This window comes from Arthrobacter sp. CC3 (assembly GCF_039907775.1).
GTDB lineage: Bacteria > Actinomycetota > Actinomycetes > Actinomycetales > Micrococcaceae > Arthrobacter.
Genome location: NZ_JARCCY010000003.1, coordinates 129,603 through 152,216, shown reverse-complemented (window position 1 = coordinate 152,216; position 22,614 = coordinate 129,603). Strand labels below are relative to the sequence as shown.

Sequence of the window (22,614 nt, the reverse complement as noted above, 5' to 3'; positions counted from 1 at the left end):
GCTCCGCAGACGCCGTTTTGGGGTTCCAAAACGGCGGTTACGGAGCAACCGATGACGCGGCTGGGTGGGCCCACAGCCGCAGGGGTCCCCGGGCGAGCTTGCGAGCCTGGGGAGCGGCTGGGGACTATCCGAAGCGGCCGGAGACGTAGTCTTCCGTGGCCTTCTGGGTGGGGTTGCTGAAGATGGTGTGGGTATCGCCCACTTCAATCAGCTTGCCCGGCTTGCCGGTTCCGGCGATGTTGAAGAACGCGGTCCGGTCCGAGACGCGTGCGGCCTGCTGCATGTTGTGGGTAACGATGACCACCGTGTACTGGTCCTTGAGGTCGTTGATGAGGTCCTCAATGGCCAGCGTGGAGATGGGGTCCAGCGCGGAGCAGGGCTCGTCCATCAGGATGACCTGCGGCTCCACCGCGATGGCGCGCGCAATGCAGAGGCGCTGCTGCTGGCCGCCGGAAAGGCCGGATCCCGGCTTGGCCAGGCGGTCCTTCACTTCGTTCCACAGGTTGGCGCCCTGCAGGGAGCGCTCCACCAGGGCATCGGCCTCGCCCTTGGACATCTTCTGGTTGTTCAGCTTCACGCCGGCCAGGACGTTGTCCCGGATGGACATGGTGGGGAACGGGTTGGGCCGCTGGAACACCATGCCGATCTGCGAACGCACGGTCACTGGGTCAACGCCGGGGCCGTAGAGGTTGTCCCCGTCCAGCAGCACCTCGCCTTCCACGCGGGCACCCGGAATCACCTCGTGCATGCGGTTCAGCGTCCGCAGGAAAGTGGACTTGCCACAGCCGGACGGGCCGATGAATGCCGTGACGGACTTGGCCTCGATGTTGATGTTGACGTCCTCAACGGCCAGGAACTTGCCGTAGTAGACGTTCAAATCCTTGACGTCGATGCGCTTAGACATGGTATTCCTTCACTTGCTGGATACGAATTGAATTTTACCGGCGGACTAGCGGCCGGTCTTGGGTGCGAAGATCCTGGCGATGAGCCGTGCGCCGAGGTTCAGCAGCATGACCAGGATGATGAGCACCAGCGCGGCACCCCAGGCCCGCTGCGAGGACGGATCCGGATTGGACGGCGAGGTGGGGTTCAGGATCTGGGTGTAGATGAACGTGGGCAGCGAAGCCATCCAGCCGCTGAACACGTTGGTGTTGATGCTCGTGGCGAAGCCTGCGGTCACCAGGATCGGAGCCGTTTCGCCGATCACGCGGGCGATCGCCAGGGTGACGCCGGACGCGATGCCGGAGATCGCCGTCGGAATGACCACCTTGAGGATGGTCCGCCATTTACGGACGCCCAGGGCGTACGCCGCCTCGCGGAGCTCGTTGGGCACGATCTTGAGCATTTCCTCGCTGGAACGCACCACCACCGGGATCATCAGGACGGAAAGCGCGACGGCGGCAACGGCCCCCGTTTTGGTGCCCGGCCCCACCACTGCAAAGAAGAACGCGGCGGCGAAGAGGCCGGCGACGATGGACGGGATGCCCGTCATGACATCCACGAAGAACGTGATGGCACGGGCCAGCGGGCGGTCCTCGCCGTACTCGACCAGGTAGACGGCGGTCAGCAGGCCCACGGGCACGGAGATGACGGTGGCCAGCAGGGTGATCTGGATGGTGCCGATCAGGGCGTGGTAGATGCCGCCCATGACGGGTGCGCCCTGTTCCACGCTCTTGTTGTCGAAGGCGCCGGTGACGCCGTTCATGGACGTGTTGAGGAAGCCCGGGTCCAGGAGCCCGGGGAGCCCGTTGATCAGGACGGTCAGGATCACGGAGATCAGCGGCAGCAGGGCCACCAGGAAGGAACCGACCACCAGGCAGGTGGCCAGTTTGTCCTTGGCCTTGCGGCCCCCTTCGACGGCGGCGCTCCAGCCCACCAGGCCGGCGGTGAACAGGATGGCGGCGACAATACCCCAGCCGAAGGCGTTGAAGCCGATGACGGCCATGATGGCGGCGCCGACCACCAGGGCGAGGGCCAGGACGACGTAGGGCGCGAACTTGGGCAGCTGTCCCTTGGTGAGGGCGGAACGCTTGCGGACCGGAGTAAGGGTGGAGGTCATTTAGTTGGCTCCCGAGAATTCTTTGTGCCGGCTGATGATCCAGCGGGCAATCATGTTGACGCCCAGCGTGATGACGAACAGGACCAGGCCCGCCGCGATCAGCGTGCTCACCTTCAGGCCGCTGGCCTCCGGGAAGTTCAGGGCGATTTCAGCGGCGATGGTCTGGTTGCCGGACTGGATCAGGCTGGCGGTGAGGGCGCCGGAGGAGAGCACCAGCGCTACGGCCATGGTCTCGCCGAGGGCGCGGCCCAGGCCAAGCATCACGGCGCTCACGATGCCCGGGCGGCCGAACGGAAGAACGGCCATCTTGATCATTTCCCAGCGGGTGGCACCCAATGCCAGTGCGGCTTCCTCGTGCAGCTTGGGGGTCTGCAGGAAAATTTCGCGGCTCAGGGACGTGATGATGGGCAGGACCATCACGGCCAGCACGATGCCGGCGGTGAGGATGGTCTTGCCGGTGGCGGACGCTGGGCCCTGGAAGATGGGCAGCCAGCCCATGTTGTTGGCCAGCCAGTCGTAGGCCGGGGAGATTTCCTTGGCCAGGAACGCGGCACCCCAGGCGCCGTAGACCACCGACGGGATGGCGGCCAGGAGGTCGATCACATAGCCCAGGCCGGAGGCGAGGCCGCGCGGTGCGAAGTGCGAGATGAAGAGCGCGACTCCGATGGCCACGGGCGTGGCGATGACCAGCGCGATGATTGCTGCGATCACGGTGCCGATGACGATCGGCCAGATGTAGGCGAAGAAGCCTTCGCCGCCTTGGATCTTGTCCGGCGAGGCCACGAGGGCCGGGATGGCCTGGACTACCAGGAACAGGGCAACGCCGAAGAGCACGGCAAGGATCAGGCATCCTGCGGCCAGGGCGGCTCCGGAAAAGACCTTGTCTCCGGCGCGCCCTGCGCCCCGGGACTTTGTCAGGGAGGTGGTGGTCACAAACGATCCTCTGGGTTCGAATAGAACCGACTGCCTCGTCCGGATAATCCGGCAAGCAGCGGTGAAACTGGCTTTACTTCGGACAAACACCTAGGTTCCCTGCCCCGGAACGGCGGTCTGTGACCGCCCCTCCGGGACAGGGAACCTGGTTCAGGCTCGTGTTTCCACTATGCCTCGCTGTGCAGCGAATTCCCTAGGACTTGACCTTGATGGATTCGATGGCAGCAACGGCCTTGTCCTGCAGGGTCTTGGACAGCGGCGCGGACTTCGCGGCGTCGGCGGCGGCCTTCTGGCCGGCGTCGGACACTACGTAGCTTTCGAAGGCCTTGACCAGGTCAACGGTTTCCTTCTTGTCGTACGTGGTGCAGACAACGTGGTAGGAAACCAGGACAACCGGGTAGGCGCCGGCGGCGGTGGTCTTGCGGTCCAGCTTGATGGCAACATCGGTGGCGGCGCGGCCGTCAACCGGCTTGCCGGCTTCTACAGCCTTGGCAGCGGCGTCGGGGGAGATCTTGACGAACTCCTCGCCCACCTTGATGGCGGCGGTGCCCAGCTTGCCGCCCACGGCGGAGTCATCAGCGTAGGTCACGGCGCCCGGGGTGTCGGTGACGGTCTTGACGACGCCGGAGGTGCCCTTGGCGTTCTCGCCCTTCAGGGAAGCGGGCCAGATGCCTGCAGCCTTGTCGGTCCAGACCTCGGGTGCGGCGGCAGCCAGGTAGTCGGTGAAGTTGGTGGTGGTGCCGGAGTCATCGGAGCGGTTGACCGGCGTGACCTTCAGGTCCGGCAGCTTGGCGTCCGGGTTGAGGGCGGCGATCGCGGGGTCGTTCCAGTTGGCGATTTCGCCGCGGAAGATCTTGGCAGCCGTGGTGGCGTCGAGGTTCAGTTCCTTGACATCCGGGATGTTGAACGCGATGGCGATCGGGGAAATGTAGACCGGGATGTTGATGGCGCCTTCGGGGCCGCACTTTTCCTTGGAGCTGGCGAGCTCCTCATCCTTGAGGTAGGCGTCGGAACCGGCGAACTGTGCCGAACCGTCGATGATGGCCTTGCGTCCCGCGCCGGAACCGTCCGGGGAGTACTGCACGGAGGCGGACTGGTTGGCGGAAGCGAAGCCGGCCTTCCAGGCATCCATTGCTGCGCCGGTGGAGGAAGCGCCGATGCCGGTCAGGGTGCCGGTGACGTTGGCGCCCGAGGCAGACGGAGTACCGGACTGTGCCGTGTTCGTCGCGTTGTCGGAACCACAGGCGGTGAGCGCGAGTGCGCCGGCTGCGATGACAGCGATAGCCGCGTGGCGGCCGAAGCGGAGTGCCTTCACTAGATGTACCCCTTCCAGGGATTTTCTGATGCGTGCCGGACCGGAGACGTCCGAACAGAAGAAGTTGCGTACTTTTTGTACCTTTATTGAAGTTATGGGCCTTAGGTAACGGGATGTGGGGACCAAGGTGAACGGAGGGTTAACGACGGCGGGACATCGGCTTACATGTGCAGCGTCACCATTGCGCACATCACATCTCCGGCCGTAGTGCAACGCCAGTGAATAGACTGGAACGCATGGCCCCACCGACTGGAATTTCCGCAAGCAGAAAATTCCTCCGAACCAGGATCCGCACCGGGATGGTCCGTAGCCGGAATTCCCTGGTGCCGGCCATCCAGATGACAGTCTGCGCCGTGGGCGCGTATGCGTTCGCCGAATACGTCCTTGGCCATTCAGGCCCGCTGTTCGCGGCGACGTCGTCGCTGATTGCGCTGGGATTCTCCCGCGAGCCACGGCTGCGCAGGGTGATGGAGGTGGGGCTGGGCTGCACCATCGGCATCGCGGTGGGTGACCTGCTCCGCCACTGGCTGGGCGGCGATATCTGGGTTGCCGCCGTCGTACTTCTTGTCTCCATCCTGCTGGCACGTTTCCTGGACAGCGGCAACATTTTCACCACGCAGTTGGGGCTGCAGTCGCTGTTGGTGGTGCTGCTCCCGGCCCCGGCCGGGGGTCCGTTCACCCGGAGTATCGATGCCATCGTGGGCGGCCTGTTCGCGCTGCTCTTCACCGTCCTGGTGCCGAAGGATCCCCGGCGGGAACCCCGGAAGGATGTGCAGAAGCTGCTGCACGAACTTGCGGAAGTTTTGCGTGATTGTGCGTCCGCGCTGACGAACAGCGACTCCACCGAGGCGTGGCACGCCCTGGTCCGCGGCCGGAACTGCCAGCCGCTGGTGGACGCGATGCGCCAGTCGCTGCGCGCCTCCGGTGAGGTGGCCACGCTGGCCCCGGCCTACCGGCGGCATCGCGACGAGATCGGCAGGCTGGAGCAATCGCTGGATTACATCGACCTGGCGCTCCGTAACAGCCGGGTTTTCGCGCGCCGGCTGACCAGCGCCATCAACCACGCCGCCCTCTCGGACGAGGCCACGGAGAACATCGCGGAGGTCCTGCAGGAAACCGCGGCCGCCATCGACGAACTGTCCCTGGGCCTCGCTGAAATGCACGAAGGAGTCCGGCGCGCCCACCTCCGGACGTCCCGGCTGGAGCTGACCGAAATCGCCGGCCGGCTGCACCCGCGGATGCTGGACGTGCAGCGGCTCGAGGGCGAAACGGTGGTCATGCTGTTCCGCCCGCTGATGGTGGACCTGCTCGAAGCCACCGGAATGGACTCCAAGGAAGCCCGGGACATCCTGCCGCCGCTGTAGCGCGGGACCGGTGGTTGCGCCCGTCGAAACCGGCTCGATCACCAGGAGTGTCACTGCCCCCGGATAGGGTGGAGCAATGGCAACCAAGACTTCCCGGGCGTCCAAAGCCCCGGCCTACAAATGCGCCGAATGCGGCTGGACCACCGTCAAATGGGTGGGGCGCTGCGGCGAGTGCCAGGCCTGGGGCACCGTGGAGGAAACCGGTGCCGCCGTTGCACGCACGACGGCGGCCACCACCGTCCTGGAGCCGGCCCGCCGGATCGCCGACGTCGATGCCACCACCGCGGCGTTCCTTCCTACCGGTGTGGACGAGTTGGACCGTGTGCTGGGCGGCGGCCTTGTTCCGGGCGCGGTCATCCTGCTGGCCGGCGAACCCGGCGTGGGCAAGTCCACGCTGCTGCTGGATGTTGCGGCCAAGTTCGCCCGCACCGCGCAGGACGTCCTCTACATCACGGGCGAGGAATCCGCTGCACAGGTCAAGCTGCGGGCGGACCGGATCGATGCTGTTGCGGAGTCCCTCTATCTTTCGGCCGAAACGGACCTGGGCCAGGCGCTCGGGCAGGTGGAGAAGCTGGAGCCGCGGCTGCTGGTGGTGGACTCTGTCCAGACGCTCAGCAGCGCCGACGTCGACGGCAGCGCCGGCGGCGTCTCGCAGGTGCGGGAAGTGGCGGCCTCCCTCATCGCCGCGGCCAAGCGCCGCAACATGACCACCCTGCTGGTGGGGCACGTAACCAAGGACGGCTCCATCGCCGGCCCCCGCCTGCTGGAGCACCTGGTGGACGTGGTCTGCCAGTTCGAAGGCGAGCGCCACTCACGGCTCCGGCTGCTGCGGGCGGTAAAAAACCGCTACGGGCCCACGGACGACGTCGGCTGCTTCGACCTCAACGAGGACGGCATCGTGGGCCTTGCCGATCCCAGCGGGCTGTTTGTTTCCCGGACCAAGGAGCCCGTGTCCGGCACGTGCATCACGGTGACCCTGGAAGGCCGCCGGCCGTTGCTGGCCGAGGTGCAGTCGCTGCTGGCCGAGAGCGCCAGTTCACAGCCGCGCCGCGCCACCAGCGGCCTGGACAGTTCCCGGGTGGCCATGCTCCTGGCAGTGCTCCAGCAGCGCGCCGGCTGCCTGCTGCACAAGGATGATTCCTACGTGGCAACAGTGGGTGGCGTGAAGCTCAGCGAACCGGCAACCGACCTGGCCGTGGCTCTGGCCGTGGCCTCGGCCAAGGCGAAAAAGCCCCTGCCCACCCGGCTGATCGCCTTCGGCGAGGTGGGCCTGGCCGGTGAAGTCCGCCCTGTTCCGGGCATCAACCAGCGCATCCAGGAGGCCCACCGGCTGGGCTTCACGCATGCCGTGGTTCCATCCAGCCCCAACGGTCCGGGACCGGTTCCGGCCGGCTTCTCCGTCCGGGAAGTGGGCCACCTGGCCGAGGCCCTGGGCCTGCTTATCAGCTGAAGCAGGTGGTGGACAGGCCGGGGCGTGCATCAGCGACTTAGGACCCTAGCGGAGGCCGCGGAAGGGGCGCACCCTTGGAATAAGACTTTGCGCACGAACTGCAGGCACGGATCTGCAGGCCACGGAGGGAGCAGCCATGATGTGGGGTTACGGTCCGGACATGGGCTGGATGTGGCTGTGGGGCGTGCTGATGCTGGTGGGCGTTGCCCTGCTGGTCGTGGTTGCCGTGCGGTTGTTCGCCGGCGGCGGCCACGGCGGGTTCCAAGGCGGCGGGTTCAACCACCCTGGCCAGCCGGGAACGGGTGGCCCGTGGCCAGGACCCGGCGGTCCCGGGTCTGGCGGGCCAGGGTCTGGCGGGCCAGGATTTGGCGGAGCCGGGGGACGCAGCCGGGCCCGGCAGATCCTCGACGAACGTTTTGCGAAAGGCGAACTGACCGCTGAGCAGTACCGCGAGCAGGTCAGGGTACTCGGCGAGGAACCGTAGTGCCTCCCGCCAGCAGGCCGCCCGCGGACCCGAGACCCGGCCCGCCATCCGGCACGCAACAGCCTGCCGGCCCGCCACCGCCGCCTATCAGGCCGCAACCCCTAGTGCGCCGCCCCGTCCTCCGGCCCCTGAGCCGGCGCAGCGCACTGCTTCTGGGCGGTCTCGGGGCGGCCGCCACGGCGGCGGGTGGAGCAGGGCTGTGGTGGTCGCTGGCCACCGGGTCATCGTCCCGGACAGCCCCCGGAACCGGAGGCGAACTGTCCCAGCCATCCGAGCTGCGGAGCTCCGGAGGCAGGCTGGAAGTCCGGCTCGAGGCAGGCCCCGGCCAGTTCCGGCTCGCCGGGCAGCAGGTCCGGACCCTTGGCTATAACGGGGGGATTCCGGGTCCCACCCTTCGTCTGCGGCCGGGCGACCTGCTGAACGTCCGGCTGGCCAACAACCTGGACCAGACAACAAACCTGCATGTCCACGGACTGCACGTCTCCCCCGAGGGCTCCGGGGACAACGTGTTCGTTATTGTAGATCCGGGCGCCGTCCATGAGTACGAGTACCGGCTGCCCGCGGACCACCCTCCGGGAGTGTACTGGTACCACCCACACCACCACGGCACGGTTGCCGACCAGATTTTCGCCGGGCTCTTTGGCGCGATCATCGTGGAGGACCCGGAACCCATCGCAGTCAGCGCCGAGCGCGTCCTGGTCGTTTCGGACACCACACTCGACGGCGCAGGGAACGTTGCCCGCGTTTCGCAGATGGAGCGGATGCTGGGCAGGGAAGGCGAATTCGTCCTGGTCAATGGACAAAGCAATCCGGAATTCACGGCAGTGCCGGGTACGCGCGAGAGGTGGCGCATCATCAACGCCTGCGTGGCCCGCTATCTCTCGCTGCGGCTCGACGGCCAGCAACTGCAGATGCTGGGAATGGACTCGGGCCAGTACCGTACGCCGTCGGACGTGGAGGAACTGTTCCTCGCACCCGGCAACCGGGCGGATCTGCTGGTGACCACTGCCGCCGGAAACTCCGTCCTGCGTGCCGCGTACTACGACCGGGGCAGCATGGCCGGCATGATGGGGCAGGGACGCGGAGCCCGTCGGTCAGACCAACCGGGTACGGCACTCGCAACGTTGCGGGTGTCGGGAAGCACGGCGTCCTCCCCCTCGACCCTGGCGCCCTTGCCGCCAGTCGGGGAACCGGATGACCTCAGGACGGCCGCCGTGGCAGCGCACCGGCAGCTCACGCTGTCTTCCGCCATGGGAATGGGGATGGGCGGGGGCATGATGGGCTTCACCATCAACGGCCGGGAATTCAGCGCGGCTAGGACGGACACCACGGTGGCGGCAGGGAGCGTGGAGGAATGGACCCTGACCAACCCCAGCCCCATGGACCATCCGTTCCACCTGCACGTCTGGCCGATGCAGGTCATTGAGCAGGGCGGCCGGGCGCTGGATCGGCCGGAGTGGCGCGACGTGGTCAATGTTCCGGCGCAGGGCCGTGTGAAGGTCAGGGTGGCGTTCACGGACTTCACCGGACGGTCCGTTTACCACTGCCACATCCTGGACCATGAGGACCTCGGAATGATGGGCGTGATCGAAGTCCGTTAGCAGGAGAGGATCATGCACCCCCGCCACGGTGCAGGCCCATTGGAAACAGGATTGAACACGGGGCCGAGTGCAGGCCGAGTGCAAGCCACCCGCACGCCGGCGACGCGGGCCAGCACTCCCGGCACAGCGTGGCAATGTTCAAGAACAGGTTCTGGCTGACACTTGCCCTGGCCGTGCCGGCGCTCGCCTTCGCCGGGGTGGTGCCGTCCCCCGCGGCTGGCGCCATGCTGATGTCCCCCTCGACGATTGTGGTGGCCCTCAACGCCCAGCTGCTGCGCCGGCTGAAGCTCAATCCCGCCAAGGTGCGCTGAGCAGGGGAGGAACTGATGCCGGAAACCAGCGCCGGACATTCCTCCTACGGGCAATGCTTTGCCCCGCGTGGGTCCGTGCATGGACGCCCGCGGAGCGGCAGCCCATCGCCCGTCACGGTTTCCGACGGGTGGCGGAGGCCCTTCCGGCGGTCGACGAATCCGTGGACGTGGTGGTCTCGCGCCTGGTCCTATGCAGCGTGGCGGACCAGGGGCGGCGGGGCTCACACCGCAGAAAGGCCGGCAGGATGCTGCCGGGAAAGGCAAAAAAGGGCGCCTGCCGCAATGGCAGGCGCCCTTCCGGGAAGCAATGATCGGCCGTTAGGCCTTGCCGCCACCCGGCAGTGCCAGCTTGAAGACCTTGGCCCAGGTGGAGCCGACCTGCTTCCACATCGGCCCGGTGGTGTACGGCAGGCCGTAGCGCTTGCAGATCTCCTGCACCTTCGGCGCCACCTCGGCATACCGGTTGGACGGAATGTCCGGGAAGAGGTGGTGCTCGATCTGGTGCGACAGGTTGCCGGTCATCAGGTGCATGAGCTTGGAACCGGAGATGTTGGCCGAGCCGATCATCTGCCGGACGTACCAGTCGCCGCGGGTCTCACCTTCCACCATTTCCTCGGTGAAGGTGTCCGTCCCCTCGGGGAAGTGGCCGCAGAAGATCACTGCGTGGGCCCAGACGTTGCGTACCGCGTTGGCCGTCAGCGTGCCGTAGAGGGCCTGCTTGCCGGAACCGGTCAGCATGGCAACCGCGGGGGTGGCGGCGTAATCCTTGGTGAACTGCTTTAGCGCCTTGACGCCGAGTGCCTTGAGGTCCTTGACCAGGGCTTCCTTGGACTTGTTGCCGTCCTTGAAGTCCTGCAGCTCGAGGTCGTAGATCGCGATGCCCCACTCGAAGACCGGCGCCAGGATCGCGTTGTACAGCGGGTTGCCGAGGTTGAACGGCTTCCACTCCTGCTGGGGGTCCATGCGCAGGAGGTTGTATCCGACGTCATTGTCCTTGCCCACCACGTTGGTCCAGCGGTGGTGCAGGTCATTGTGCGTGTGCTGCCAGGCGCGGGCCGGGGTGACGAAGTCCCATTCCCAGGTGGTGGAGTGGATGTCCGGGTCCCGCATCCAGTCCCACTGGCCGTGCAGCACGTTGTGCCCGATCTCCATGTTTTCGAGGATCTTGGCAAGGCTCAGCAGGGTGGTGCCGGCAAACCAGGCACCCTTGTTCCGGCTGACCAGGAGCGTGGCGCGGCCGGAGATCTCCAGGGCGCGCTGGATCTTGATCATGCGGCGGATGTACGCCGCGTCGGAGGCTCCGCGCTTGGCCAGGATGTCGTCCTTGATGGCATCGAGTTCGCGCCCCAGTTCGGCCACCTGCTCGTCGGAGAGGTGCGCCGCGGCCGGCGGGCGCACCAGCGGACTGCCGGAGGTGGCCAGCGCCCCCCGACGGGTCTTGGCAGCCTGGGCGCCGGCGGCAGCCGCAGCTGCGCCGTCCGCCTTCAGGGCAGCATCGTCGCGCGAGGACGGCACAACGGCGTCTTCCGTGGTCTCGGCTTCGTGGTTAGTAACTATTGCCATGCGGTGGTGCTCCTCAAATGTCGAGGTTAACGGGTCCGGCGGCTGCCGATACACACGTCTGGATTAGTTGGCCCGGCTCGCCGTGGACTTCGCCGGTGCGGAGGTCGCGGACATGCCCGGCCCGCAGGGGGATGAGGCAGCTGTGGCAGATGCCCATCCGGCAGCCGCTGGGCATCAGCACGCCGGCGTCTTCGCCGACGTCGAGGAGCGGCGTGCCGCCGTCTGCCTCCACCTCGCGGTCGGAGGCTTCAAAGGTGACCAGTCCGCCGTCGTGCCCTGCACCGGCCGCCAGGCTGGTGGTGAAGCGTTCGATGATGAGGTTGATCGGGTCGGCCGCAAACGGCCCTTCCGGCTGGTGGGACCCGCCGGCTTCGGAACCGGTGGAACCTTCGGCCGCCGCTGCGGCTGCTTCTGCGGACCACAGCGCCTCGGCGTCGTCCAGGAAACCCTCAGGCCCGCAGGCATAGGCTGCGCGGTGGCGCCAGTCCGGGCAGAGTTCCTCCAGGACGGCGGCGGAGGAAAAATCCACCCGGCCGCGTTCGCCGGTGAACCAGTGCGTGACCTTGAAGTTGGGGAACTGGTCGGCAAGCTCGGACAGCTCTTCCCGGAAAATGCTGTCTTCCGGGGTCCGGGCTGAATGGATCAGGACGACGTCGGCATCCGGACGGTGCGGCACCAGCGTGCGCACCATGGACATGACGGGGGTGATGCCGCTGCCGGCGGTAAGCATCAGCAGCGGGCGGGGGTGCTCGGGGAGGACGAAGTCGCCCTGCGGCGGCGCCAGGAACAGGACATCACCGGGGCGGGTGTCGCGGACCAGGACGCCGGAAACGGCGCCCACGTCGGTCACCGTGATGGCAGGGTCCTGGCCGGCGGGGGCGCTCAGCGAATAGGAACGCCAGTGCCGCACGCCGTCGAGTTCGACGCCGATGCGCGCCCATTGGCCGGCCTGGTGGGCTTTCCAGCCGCGGCCGGGACGGAAGAAGATGGTGGCGGAATCGGCCGTCTCGGCGACCACCCTGGTAACCACGCCGCGCAACTGGCGGGCGGAAAACACAGGATTGAACAGCGACAGAATATCTTCTGGAGCTAGCGGGGTGGTCAGTACAGATGCGGCGCGCGCCAGCTTACGGAGCCGGATCATGTTATTAACCTTATGTTGGATCGAGGCATATTTCTTCTCCCAAGGCATACGATCGAACGTTCTAAACTGTTCCCCCGAAACAACTTATGGAAGTCTCTCATGAACCCTCCGGCCTCGAAGAGTCCTGCAGCCCCCGCGTACGATCCGCCGTGGCTGGCCCTGCCCCGGGAGGTCAGCGACCTGCTGCGACCGAGGATGCCGGGCATTGTGGAGGCCATCATCGACGCGGTTCCGCAGCTGGTTCCGGCCTACGCCAGGCCCATCGAGGGCCGCTTCGGACGCGGCCTGCGGCGCGGGGTGGCCGCGGCGCTGGAGCGCTTCCTGCAGCTGCCCGGCACCCGGCTGCCCGCCCTGTCCGAGGAGAGCCGGGAGCTCGTGGCAGGCCTTGGCAGCGGCGAATTCCGCCAGGGGCGCAGCATGGACGCGCTGCTGAGCGCCTACCGCATGGGTGCCCGCGTAACGTTCCGGGAAATGTCGAAGATCTCGATGGAAAAGGACCTGGGCCTGAGCGTTGTGGTGGACCTGGGCGAATCGATCCTGGCCTACATCGACGAGCTGTCCGCCGTGAGCGCCGAGGCCTACGCCTTTGAACAGTCCGAGCGCGCGGGAGCGGTGGACCGGCGCAGGACCGAGCTGCTGGAGCTGCTGCTGATGGGCCAGGCGGACGAAGCCGCCCTGCGGCAGGCGGCATCCATGGCCGACTGGTCCCTGCCGGCGAGGCTGGTGGTGGTCACGCTCCCGCTGGACCGGTCGGCAGGGCTCCGGCTGCAGCTGGGCCCGGGAACACTGGTGGTTGAACGCGAAACGGACGCCGTGGCGCTTGTCCCGGCCAGGAAATCCGATGCCGCCCGGGCTGCGCTGGAGAAGGCGCTTAAAGGCAGGTCCGCTGCCGTGGGCCCGGCGGGCGGCTGGGAAAAGGTGCCGGATTCCCTGCGGCTGGCCGTGCTCGCAGCCTCCGTGCTTCCGCCGCGGGAAGGCCCCGAGGATCCGCCGATCTGGGCGGACGACCACCTGGCGCAGATCGTCCTCGGCTCCGAGCCCTCGGCCATTGCCGAGCTGGCGGAGCGCAGGCTGGCGCCCCTGGAAGGCCTGCGTCCGGCACAGCGCGAAAGGCTGGCGGAGACCCTGCTCTCCTGGCTGCGCCACTGGGGCCAGCGCGCTCCGGTGGCGGCCGAGCTGGGCATCCATCCGCAGACCGTGGGCTACCGGGCGGCGCAGCTGCGCGAACTCTTCGGGGAGGCGCTGGAAGACCCGCGGGCCCGTTTCGAGCTGGAACTGGCCCTGCATGCGGGGCGGCGCTAGGAGCCCGGTCATCTGCCGGCTTCCAGCGCGCTCCGGCTTTGCAGCCGCAGCTCAAGGTCGTTCATCACGATCGCGGCCAGGTCCTCCAGCGTTCGGATGTCCTCCGCCGTGAACTCCCGCGGCTCCCGGTCCAGGACGCAGAATGTGCCGAGGTTGTAGCCGTCGGGAGTGCGCAGCGGAACACCGGCGTAAAACTGCAGGCCGAATTCGCCTGCAACCAGCGGATTCGCCAGCGTGCGCGGGTCGGTGAGGGCATCCGGGACCACCCAGGCCTCGTCCTGGAGGATGGCGGACGCGCACAGCCCGGGGTCCCGCCCGATCTCGCCAACGTCGGTGCCGTGGTGGGCTTTGAACCAGATCCGGTCGCGGTCCACCACGCTGACGATCGCCACGGGCACGGAGAACATCCGGGCGGCCAGGCCCACGATCCGGTCGAACGTTCCGTCCGGGGGTGTGTCCAGGATCCGGTAACGCTCGACGGCGAGCATCCGCGCCTCTTCGTTCGCGCGCCCGTCCGACGCGGAAACGTCCGACGCAGAAACGTCCGACGGCGGTGCGTCGGCGGAGGCCGGCGTCCGCCTGCTCCGGCGGCGGCCGGCAGCGCTGATGACCTCCTGCCGGAGGGCGAGGGAAACTTCCCGGGCAGCGGGCCTGGCGGACGGCTCCCGGGACAACATGGAGGTGAGCAGTGCTGCCCATTTGGGTGCGACGCCCTCGGGAATGTGGGGATCCCGCAGCAGCCGCGCCATGGCCGAGGCGATCGGCGCCCCGGGGTAGGCGGGTTTGCCGGTCAGCCCTTCGAGCAGGACCAGCCCCAGGGAATACACGTCACTCGCCGGACCCACCGGCTCGCTGGCGGCTTGTTCCGGGCTGAGGTACTGCGGGGTTCCGGAGCTTTCCGCGGGGCCGCTCTGCCGGCCCTCGCCGAGGATCATGGCCACGCCGAAGTCGCTCAGCTTGGCCCGAGGCCGGCGGTCATCGATGTTGTAGTCCACCAGGAGGATGTTGGCGGGCTTGACGTCGCGGTGCACGATGCCGTGGTGGTGGATGTAGGCGAGCCCGTCCGCAAGGTCGTGGCCGATCAGCGCCAGGTGTGCCGCGGAAATGGGGCCTTGGGCTGTGCGCTGCCGCAGGTCCGGGCCGCGGACCAGTTCCATGACCAGGTACGTGCGGCGGTGCCGCGGATCGCTAAGGTCCGCGCCGGCGTCCAGCAGGGTCACCAGCGCGTGGTGGCTCATTCCGGCCAGGATGCGCACTTCCTCGCCCTGGCGGCGGGTATGGTCTACGTTCCCTGGATCGTCCCGGAAGAGCTTCACCGCAACGTCACGCTGCAGGAGTTCATCGAAGGCCCGGTAGACGCCCGATTGGCTCCCCCTGCCGATGAGGACGCCAATCCGGTACCGGCCGCTGAGGAGGTAACCGGGTTCCATGCTCGCAGCCATGATGGCCTCTCAGCTATTAATTTAATAAGTATGCTTATGATATCCCGGCGGCGGCCGCCCGCGTGACGCCGGGCCCGCTATTTGGCGGGGTTGTGCGTGCCGATGGGCACGAGGGTCAGGTCGGGGTGGTTCTTCTCAATCCGGCGCAGCGCCCAGACGTCATTGAACAAGGCGAGGTATTCGCCGTCGGACCTCAACAGCACCTCAGCGCCGGGCACGTTGGCCAGCGTGGGCATGGCATCCGCCGTCGAAATCCTGGCCATCGAGTACGGGAGCCGCTCCAGGCGCATGGGGGCGCTGAAGTCGTGCGCCATCCGGTCCTCCACCACTTCGAACTGCATGGGGCCGACGGCGGCGAGGACGGGCGCCTGGTCACCGCGGATGTCTGAGCGGAGCACCTGGATGACGCCCTCGTGCTCAAGCTGCTCAATGCCGCGGCGGAACTGCTTGAACCGGCTGGGGTCCTTGGAGCGTGCCACCTGGAAGTGTTCCGGCGCGAACAGCGGGATCGCAGGGAACTCCACGGGCTCTTCCAGGAACAGGCTGTCGCCCACCCGGAGCGAGGAGGCGTTCACCAGTCCGACGACGTCGCCGGGGAAGGCTTCGTCGATGACCTCGCGCTCACGGCCGAACACCTGCTGGGCGTACTTGGTGGCGAACGATTTGCCGGTGCGCGTCTGCGTGACCACCATGCCGCGTTCGAACACACCGGAGCAGACCCGGATGAAGGCGACATGGTCGCGGTGGGCCTTGTTCATGCCGGCCTGGACCTTGAAGACGAAGCCCGCGAAGGGGGCATCAACGGGCCGGGGGTCGCCGTCGACGTCGGGCCGCGGCGCCGCGGGCGGGGCGAAGTCCACCAGCGCGTCCAGGATCTCCTTGACGCCGAAGTTGAGGGCGGCGGAGCTGAAGAGGATGGGAGTTGCCTTGCCCGCGTAGAAGGCGTCGGCGTTGAACTCAAGGTTGGATTCGATGACCAGCCCTGCTTCGTCCACGGCGTTGGACCAGTCGTCGCCCTGGCTGGCGGCGGCTTCTTCCGGGGTGAAGTACTCGGTCAGCGCGATGTTGGCGCCGGCGTTGTTGCGCTGGAACCTGGCGAAGCGGTCGTTCCGGAGGTCCCACACGCCGCGGAAGTCACCGGAGATGCCCACTGCCCAGGTCAGCGGCATGGGCTGGAGGCCGGTGCGCTCGGTGATTTCGTCCATCAGCGCCAGCGCATCCAGGCCGGGGCGGTCCCACTTGTTGATCACGGTGATGATGGGCAGGTTGCGCTGCTTGCAGACCTCGAAGAGCTTCATGGTCTGTGTTTCCAGGCCCTTGGCGGCGTCAACCAGCATCACGGCGCAGTCGACGGCGGCCAGGACGCGGTAGGTGTCCTCGGAGAAGTCGGCGTGGCCGGGGGTGTCCAGGAGGTTGATCACGGTGTCCCGGTAGGCGAACTGCAGGGCGGCCGAGCTGATGGAGATGCCGCGGTCCTTTTCCATCTGCATCCAGTCCGAGACTGTTTCCTTGCGGTTGGCCTTGCCGCTGGACGCGCCGGCCGTACCGATCACCTTCGCGTGCAGGGCCAGGGCTTCGGTGAGCGTGGACTTGCCGGCGTCAGGGTGGGAAATGACCGCGAAAGTCCGACGCCGGGCCGCCTGCTTGTGAATCTCCTGGACTCGGGCGGGGCTAAGGACTTCTTGAGACACGGTGCTACTTTCGCTGCGACAGGGGTGGGCTGGGGTTTATGCGTGACGTGGACGTGCGTTGTGAACGTGGGGCCGGCAGGCGTGAACTGTGCAGCCAAGGTTCCCAGTTTATCGCAGGGCGGCAGGAGCCGCCGGTGGACGCCCAACTGCCGCCTCCCGCCGTCGCCGTCCGGTGCCTTCGGGACCGTTCCCGACGGCAGGTCAAACGGGCCACTTTGAGGCTTGTCCGTGCGGTTAATGCACTCCTTTGCCTCTAGGATGGAGCCAGTGGGAAATTGAGTACTTTTGATCCTGTCGGCGGAATCGTAAAACCGGCATACTTGCAGGCAACGGCTTGCACCTTTGAAGGGACAACCTATGGCTCGGAGCCCTGAGGATTCGCTGAAGGCGACTCTGGGCAGGGTGGCTCCAGGCACCGCTCTGCGTGACGGTCTGGAACGCATCCTCCGCGGAAGGACCGGCGCGCTGATCGTTCTGGGCTCGGACCGCACCATTGAGTCCATCTGCTCCGGCGGATTCGACATCGGGATCGACTTCTCGCCGACGCGGCTCCGTGAACTCGCCAAGATGGACGGCGCCATCATCTGCGACAAGGACGCCGGCAACATCCTCCGGGCGGCCGTCCAGCTGGTTCCGGATTCGAGCATCGAGACCCAGGAATCCGGCACGAGGCACCGCACGGCCGAGCGCGTCGCCATCCAGACCGGGGTTCCCGTGATTTCGGTAAGCCAGTCCATGCAGATCATCGCCCTGTACGTGAACGGGCTGCGGCACGTCCTCGAAGGTTCCGAGAAGGTCCTGGCCCGTGCCAACCAGGCGCTGGCCACGCTGGAACGCTACCGGTCCCGCCTGGACCAGGTCACCAGTTCGCTCTCCGCCCTGGAAATCGAAGCCATGGTCACCGTCCGCGACGTCGCGGTGACGCTGCAGCGCCAGGAAATGGTGCGCCGGATCTCCGAGGAAATCTCGCAGTACGTTCTGGAACTCGGCGAGGACGGGCGGCTGCTGTCGCTGCAGCTGGACGAACTCACCGTGGGCCGCGGGCCCGGCAGCGATGTGATCATCCGTGATTATGCCGGCCCGAACGCGTCCCCCGAGGACATCGACGGCGCTGTCAGTGCCCTGCTCAGCCTGGGACCCACCGAACTGATCGATCTCAGCCGGATTGCCGGCATCATCGGCTTCGCCGGAGGCGTGGACACGCTCGACGCCGTGGTTCAGCCGCGCGGGTACCGCCTCCTGTCCGGCCTGAAGGCAGTGCCCAAGGCTGTGGCGGACAGGCTCGTGGACCACTTCGGCGGCCTCCAGTACCTGATGGCGGCCACCATCGATGACCTCATGACCGTGGACGGCATCGGCGACCAGCGCGCCCGCACTGTCCGGGAGGGACTGAGCCGGATGGCCGAAGCGAGCCTGCTGGACCGCTTCCTCTAGGTCCGGGCCTCCACGGTCCCGTCCGAAGTGTTGACGGTGAAACGGCGTTCCAGCCGCCGGCCCCGGCCGCGTGCCGCCCATTCCACGGCGTACCTGATGTCGAGGAAGCCGCGCTCGATGTCCTCCGCCGTCACCGTGCAGACCGGGGTGAAGTACAGCGCCTCCTCGCCGGGCTGCAGGTCTGCGGCATCGAAACCCGCAGCGCCCGGTCCGGTCAGCCGCACGCCGGCCGCCAACGCACTGCCATGGTTGCGGGCACGTCCGGTGAAGGCGAGGATGTCCCCCTCCTTGAAGCCGGGGATGACGGGCCCGTAGTTCAGGTCCTGCGCCTCCCGGGTTCCGATCACCTGGGCTGCCTCCGGCGAGTAGCCCTGTCCGATCTCCTTCCAGGTGTGGACGTCCCAGTCGCCGGCCGCGGCAGGTGCCATCACATGGAATTCACCGGCGTTCCGCCAGACGGCGGGGCGGCCGGGCGTAATGGAGCGCAGCTCCATGTCGAAAACCACGCCGTCGTCGCCCGGCCCGTACTTCGGCGGTGCGCCGGCCTCCGTGACCTGCGCTGCCGGAATCGAGCAGAACACAATTTGCCGGTAGCCCTGCCGCTCATAGAGGACGCCGATATTGCCGTCCGGAAGGCGTGCCACTGTTGAATATGCCGAACTGCCCGGGCAAATGACGAGCTTCGCCGGCCAGGTTGCTCCGTTGTCACGCGAGAGGCTGAGGACGGTGTTACGGCGGAGCGCGGGGTCGTGGTTGTTGCTTGCCAGCAGCCAGGTGTCCGTTTCCGCCATGGCGTGCCCCGCCGGCAGGGGAAGTCCGTCAAACCGGGCGAGGGAGCCGTTGTCCCCCGGGTCCGGGAGGTCCTCGACGGCGGCCAGCGCACTCCAGGTGTGCCCGCCGTCGCCGGAAATCGCGGAAAGCCGGCGCGGCGTTGCCCGGCTGTGCAGCAGCAGCCGGCCGTCGCTAAGGCAGACAACCTTGTTTTCATTGGGTGCCGCGGCGCCGGCCTCGGCGCCAATGAGTTGACCCAGTGTCCAGGTCTCCCCGTGGTCGTCACTGTAGGCGGAGGCCGCCAGGATGTTCCCCGCAACGAGGACCACGAACTGCTGGACCAGCCTGCCCGCAAACGGGCCGGCATGGATTTGGATGCCCTGTCCTGCGGCGGCAAAGATTCCGGTGATTCCGCGCTCCGGGCCGCCACCGAGCTTAAGCTGGGCAGTGAGGCGACGGTGACGCCAGGTCTGTCCGTCGTCGTCGGAAAAGCTGAGGTCGCAGTGCTGGACGTCATCGCCCGTGCCCAACCCTGCGGCGGCTTCGAAGAAGCCGGCGCGGGTGCCCGCTGCATGGAACAGGAAGATCCTGCCGGTCACCGCGTCCACCAGCAGGCTGGGGTCCCCGTAGCCTTCAAGCCCGACGCCGGTCCGCACCACCTGCTGATCCCGCCAGGTCCGCCCGTTGTCCACACTGCGCCGCATCAACAGGTCGATGGGGCTGGGAAGATCATCGAGATTGGGCCGTCCGTCGTAGGCGACAAGGAGGGTTCCGCGGGTTGTCACGGCCAGCGCCGGAATCCTGTACTGCCGGTAACCGCCCCGCCCCCGTTCCGCCAGCACGTGCTCTACGTCGGGCCGGGCCAACGGGATGCCTTCCGGCCAATTCATAAGGTGGGATGTCATATCTCCAGCGTAGAAGCCCGGAACGGCGGGGCCAAGCGAGCCGGATCACACTTGACGGAACCTTGTGACCGCCCTTACAGTTTTCCTACGAGCATCGGACGTCCTACATCCGATAACTATCTGAACGGTGAGGCAACTCTATGGATAAGACGATCAAGAACCTTCCGCTGGTCAGTTCCGCCAGCCGCCGGAGCTTCCTGAAATTGAGCGGGGCCGCGGGCGTCGCAGCTGCTTTCGCCACCACCCTGGCAGCCTGCGGCGGGCCTGCGGCCACCACCACCGGCACCGCCGCCGGTGGCGGTGGCGGTGGCGGAGCCATCAACAAGGACCTCATCATCGAAGCGGGCATCTCCTACGCCCTCTCCACCGGTTTCGACCCGCTGAGCTCCTCCGGCGCCACCCCGATGGCCGCCAACCTGCACATCTTCGAGGGCCTCATCGAGCTCCACCCGGCCACCCGCGAACCGTACAACGCACTTGCCGCAGCCGACCCCAAGAAGGTCAACGACACCACCTACCAGGTGACCATCCGCGACGGTGCCAAATTCCACAACGGCGCCCCGGTCACCACCGAAGACGTCGCGTTCTCCTTCACCCGCGTTATGGACCCCGCGAACAAATCCCTGTTCTCGCAGTTCATCCCGTTCATCCAGGACGTTAAGCCCGTTGACGCCAAGACGGTCGAGTTCACGCTCAAGTACCCGTTCCCGGGCTTCGCATCCCGCATCTCCGTAGTCAAGGTTGTGCCCAAGGCACTGGCCACCGACCTGAAGGCCTTCGACGCCGCTCCCGTCGGCTCCGGCCCCTACAAGCTTGTTTCCGCCGTGAAGGACGACAAGATCGTCTTCGAAGCCTTCGCCGACTACAACGGCCCCAAGCCGGCACTGGCCAAGGGGATGAACTGGCTGCTGCTCTCCGATGCCGCGGCCCGCGTCACCGCCGTCCAGTCCGGCCGCGTCCAGGCCATCGAGGATGTCCCCTACCTGGATATCGAGGGCCTGAAGTCGAAGGTCACCGTCGAATCAGTTCAGTCCTTCGGGATGTTGTTCCTTATGTTCAACTGCAAGAAGGCTCCTTTCAACAACAAGCTGGTGCGCCAGGCCCTGCACTACGGCCTGGACAAGGAGGCCATCATCAAGAAGGCGCTGTTCGGCAACGCCAAGCCCGCCAGCTCCTACTTCCAGGAAGGCCACCCGGACTACGTCAAGGCCAAGAACGTTTACGGCTACGACGCCGGCAAGGCCGCAGACCTGCTCAAGCAGGCCGGGGTCACCAACCTCGAATTCGAGCTGCTGACCACAGACACCGCCTGGGTCAAGGACGTTGCCCCGCTGATCCTCGAATCCTGGAACAAGATCCCGGGCGTCAAGGTGACCGTGAAGAGCATCCAGTCAGGCGCCTTGTACGCCGACCGCGTGGGCACCGGCGATTACTCGGTGGTCGCAGCTCCCGGCGACCCGTCCGTCTTCGGCAACGACGCGGACCTGCTCCTGAGCTGGTTCTACTCCGGTGCCACCTGGATGGAAAAGCGCGCCTACTGGACCGCCCCTGAACGGGCCCAGCTGCAGGAGCTGATGAACAAGGGATCACAGGCCGCTGCGGCAGATGCCAAGAAGATTACCGGCGAAATCGTGGACCTCATCTCCGACGAGGTGCCGCTCTACCCGGTCTTCCACCGCCAGCTGCCCAGTGCCTGGGACGGCAAGAAGCTCAACGGATTCAAGCCCCTGCCCACCACCGGCATGTCCTTCATCGACGTCGGACGCACTGCCTAAGCTGCGCTGAGAAGCAGCGGTCCGTCGCAGCCGAGACGCTGCGACGGGCCGGCAAAGCACCACCCTGTGACGCGGCCCCCGCGGCACAACCAAACAAACCGGAGAACAAATTGGTCACGATATTGCGTCTGCTCGGCCGCAGACTCGCAGCACTGCCATTGATGATCCTGGGCATCACCCTGCTCGTCTTCCTTGTCCTGCAGGCCGCTCCCGGCGACCAGGCCAGCTCCGCCCTGGGCGACGGCGCCAGCGAGGAAGCCAAACAGCAGTACCGCCAGGAAAACGGCCTGAACGATCCGCTGGTCCTCCAGTACCTCCGCTTCCTTGGCAAGCTGCTGCAGTTCGATCTTGGTGTCACCACCCCGCCCGCAAAATCGGTGGCCTCCATGATCGGCTCGGCGTTCCCCCTGACGCTGCAGCTGACCTTCCTGGGCGTCCTCATCGCGATCGTCCTCTCCCTCGCATTCGGCATCCTCGGCGCCCTCTACCGCGACAAGTGGCAGGACCAGCTGGTCCGCGTTTTCTCCATCGCCGCGATCGCCACGCCGTCGTTCTGGCTGGGCATCCTGCTGATCCAGTGGTTCGCCCTCGGCTCCAGCCCCCTGTTCCCCTCCGGGGGCATCGCGACGCCGGAATCCGGCTTTGGCGGCTGGCTCAACTCGATGGCCCTTCCGGCCCTCGCGCTCGGCATCCCGGTCTCCGCGTCACTGATCCGGGTGGTCCGCACATCGATGGTGGAAGAACTCGACCGCGATTACGTCCGCACCGCGATCGGCAACGGCGTCCCCTACGGCGAGGTCGTCTCCAAAAACGTCCTGCGCAACGCCCTGGTCACCCCGGTGACCGTGCTGGGACTGCGCGTGGGCTACCTGCTGGGCGGCGCCGTCGTGATTGAAATGATCTTTGCCCTGCCCGGCATGGGCCAGCTGATCCTGAACGGCATTACCAACCTGGACGTCAACCTCGTCCAGGGCGTGGTGCTCACCATCTCGGTCACCTTCGTTCTGGTGAACATCGTGGTGGACCTCCTGTACCTGCTCATCAACCCCCGAATCAGGACGGTATAGCTC

General features: G+C 66.7%; 18 protein-coding genes. 9 read left to right on the top strand and 9 right to left on the bottom strand.

Going from position 1 to position 22,614, the window contains the following annotated elements; all coding sequences use genetic code 11:
* Positions 1-124: 124 nt before the first annotated feature.
* The 4 genes from pstB to pstS form a co-directional block, all read right to left on the bottom strand.
* Complete coding sequence (gene pstB / locus PV761_RS02520) at positions 125-904, bottom strand: phosphate ABC transporter ATP-binding protein PstB (protein ID WP_028270370.1); 780 nt, start codon at positions 902-904, stop codon at positions 125-127.
* 45 nt (positions 905-949) lie between these two features.
* Positions 950-2,059, bottom strand: a complete 1,110-nt coding sequence (pstA, locus tag PV761_RS02515; protein WP_028270369.1) for a phosphate ABC transporter permease PstA — start codon at positions 2,057-2,059, stop codon at positions 950-952.
* Entirely contained in the window at positions 2,060-2,992 is a 933-nt protein-coding gene (gene pstC / locus PV761_RS02510; RefSeq protein ID WP_028270368.1) for a phosphate ABC transporter permease subunit PstC, read from the bottom strand.
* A gap of 193 nt (positions 2,993-3,185) precedes the next feature.
* On the bottom strand, positions 3,186-4,307 hold the full coding sequence (pstS, locus tag PV761_RS02505; RefSeq protein ID WP_028270367.1) for a phosphate ABC transporter substrate-binding protein PstS: 1,122 nt from the start codon (positions 4,305-4,307) through the stop codon (positions 3,186-3,188).
* Between the two features lie 236 nt (positions 4,308-4,543).
* On the opposite strand from pstS, the gene PV761_RS02500 reads away from it, so the two are divergent.
* The 5 genes from PV761_RS02500 to PV761_RS02480 all read left to right on the top strand — a co-directional run bounded on the left by PV761_RS02500 (position 4,544) and on the right by PV761_RS02480 (position 9,517).
* The gene (locus tag PV761_RS02500) at positions 4,544-5,671 is read left to right on the top strand and encodes an FUSC family protein (protein WP_347894070.1); all 1,128 of its coding nucleotides are present in this window, start codon (positions 4,544-4,546) and stop codon (positions 5,669-5,671) included.
* Between the two features lie 76 nt (positions 5,672-5,747).
* Complete coding sequence (radA, locus tag PV761_RS02495; RefSeq protein WP_028270365.1) at positions 5,748-7,121, top strand: DNA repair protein RadA; 1,374 nt, start codon at positions 5,748-5,750, stop codon at positions 7,119-7,121.
* A 136-nt stretch (positions 7,122-7,257) separates the two neighbouring features.
* Positions 7,258-7,605, top strand: coding sequence for an SHOCT domain-containing protein (locus tag PV761_RS02490; RefSeq protein ID WP_347894068.1), 348 nt, complete (start codon positions 7,258-7,260; stop codon positions 7,603-7,605).
* 104 nt (positions 7,606-7,709) lie between these two features.
* A complete protein-coding gene (locus PV761_RS02485; RefSeq protein ID WP_347894066.1) occupies positions 7,710-9,206 on the top strand; it encodes a multicopper oxidase family protein in 1,497 nt (498 codons plus the stop codon).
* A gap of 134 nt (positions 9,207-9,340) precedes the next feature.
* Positions 9,341-9,517 carry a hypothetical protein gene (locus tag PV761_RS02480; protein WP_347894237.1) on the top strand — a complete coding sequence of 59 codons (177 nt, stop codon included), beginning with the start codon at positions 9,341-9,343 and terminating at the stop codon, positions 9,515-9,517.
* A 318-nt stretch (positions 9,518-9,835) separates the two neighbouring features.
* Here PV761_RS02480 and PV761_RS02475 read toward each other — a convergent pair whose 3' ends face one another.
* Entirely contained in the window at positions 9,836-11,080 is a 1,245-nt protein-coding gene (locus PV761_RS02475; protein ID WP_231511132.1) for an acyl-CoA desaturase, read from the bottom strand.
* A 13-nt stretch (positions 11,081-11,093) separates the two neighbouring features.
* Entirely contained in the window at positions 11,094-12,224 is a 1,131-nt protein-coding gene (locus PV761_RS02470) for a ferredoxin reductase (protein WP_347894064.1), read from the bottom strand.
* Between the two features lie 99 nt (positions 12,225-12,323).
* Here PV761_RS02470 and PV761_RS02465 point away from each other — a divergent pair, with 99 nt between their 5' ends.
* Positions 12,324-13,526, top strand: a complete 1,203-nt coding sequence (locus PV761_RS02465; protein ID WP_347894062.1) for a helix-turn-helix domain-containing protein — start codon at positions 12,324-12,326, stop codon at positions 13,524-13,526.
* Between the two features lie 8 nt (positions 13,527-13,534).
* Here PV761_RS02465 and PV761_RS02460 read toward each other — a convergent pair whose 3' ends face one another.
* Together PV761_RS02460 and PV761_RS02455 are read right to left on the bottom strand one after the other, a co-directional pair.
* Positions 13,535-14,956 carry a GAF domain-containing serine/threonine-protein kinase gene (locus PV761_RS02460; RefSeq protein ID WP_347894060.1) on the bottom strand — a complete coding sequence of 474 codons (1,422 nt, stop codon included), beginning with the start codon at positions 14,954-14,956 and terminating at the stop codon, positions 13,535-13,537.
* 89 nt (positions 14,957-15,045) lie between these two features.
* Positions 15,046-16,659, bottom strand: coding sequence for a peptide chain release factor 3 (locus PV761_RS02455; protein ID WP_347894058.1), 1,614 nt, complete (start codon positions 16,657-16,659; stop codon positions 15,046-15,048).
* Positions 16,660-17,016: 357 nt separating this feature from the next.
* Between PV761_RS02455 and disA the strand changes: the two genes are divergently transcribed.
* Positions 17,017-18,093: a DNA integrity scanning diadenylate cyclase DisA gene (gene disA / locus PV761_RS02450; RefSeq protein ID WP_028270356.1), complete on the top strand. Its 1,077-nt coding sequence runs from the start codon at positions 17,017-17,019 to the stop codon at positions 18,091-18,093.
* Here disA and PV761_RS02445 read toward each other — a convergent pair.
* Positions 18,090-19,769, bottom strand: coding sequence for a sialidase family protein (locus PV761_RS02445; protein ID WP_347894055.1), 1,680 nt, complete (start codon positions 19,767-19,769; stop codon positions 18,090-18,092). The genes disA and PV761_RS02445 overlap by 4 nt on opposite strands.
* Positions 19,770-19,909: 140 nt before the next feature.
* Here PV761_RS02445 and PV761_RS02440 point away from each other — a divergent pair, with 140 nt between their 5' ends.
* On the top strand, positions 19,910-21,544 hold the full coding sequence (locus PV761_RS02440) for an ABC transporter substrate-binding protein (RefSeq protein WP_347894053.1): 1,635 nt from the start codon (positions 19,910-19,912) through the stop codon (positions 21,542-21,544).
* A gap of 110 nt (positions 21,545-21,654) precedes the next feature.
* Positions 21,655-22,611, top strand: a complete 957-nt coding sequence (locus PV761_RS02435) for an ABC transporter permease (RefSeq protein WP_043438059.1) — start codon at positions 21,655-21,657, stop codon at positions 22,609-22,611.
* The last annotated feature ends 3 nt before the right edge of the window (positions 22,612-22,614 follow it).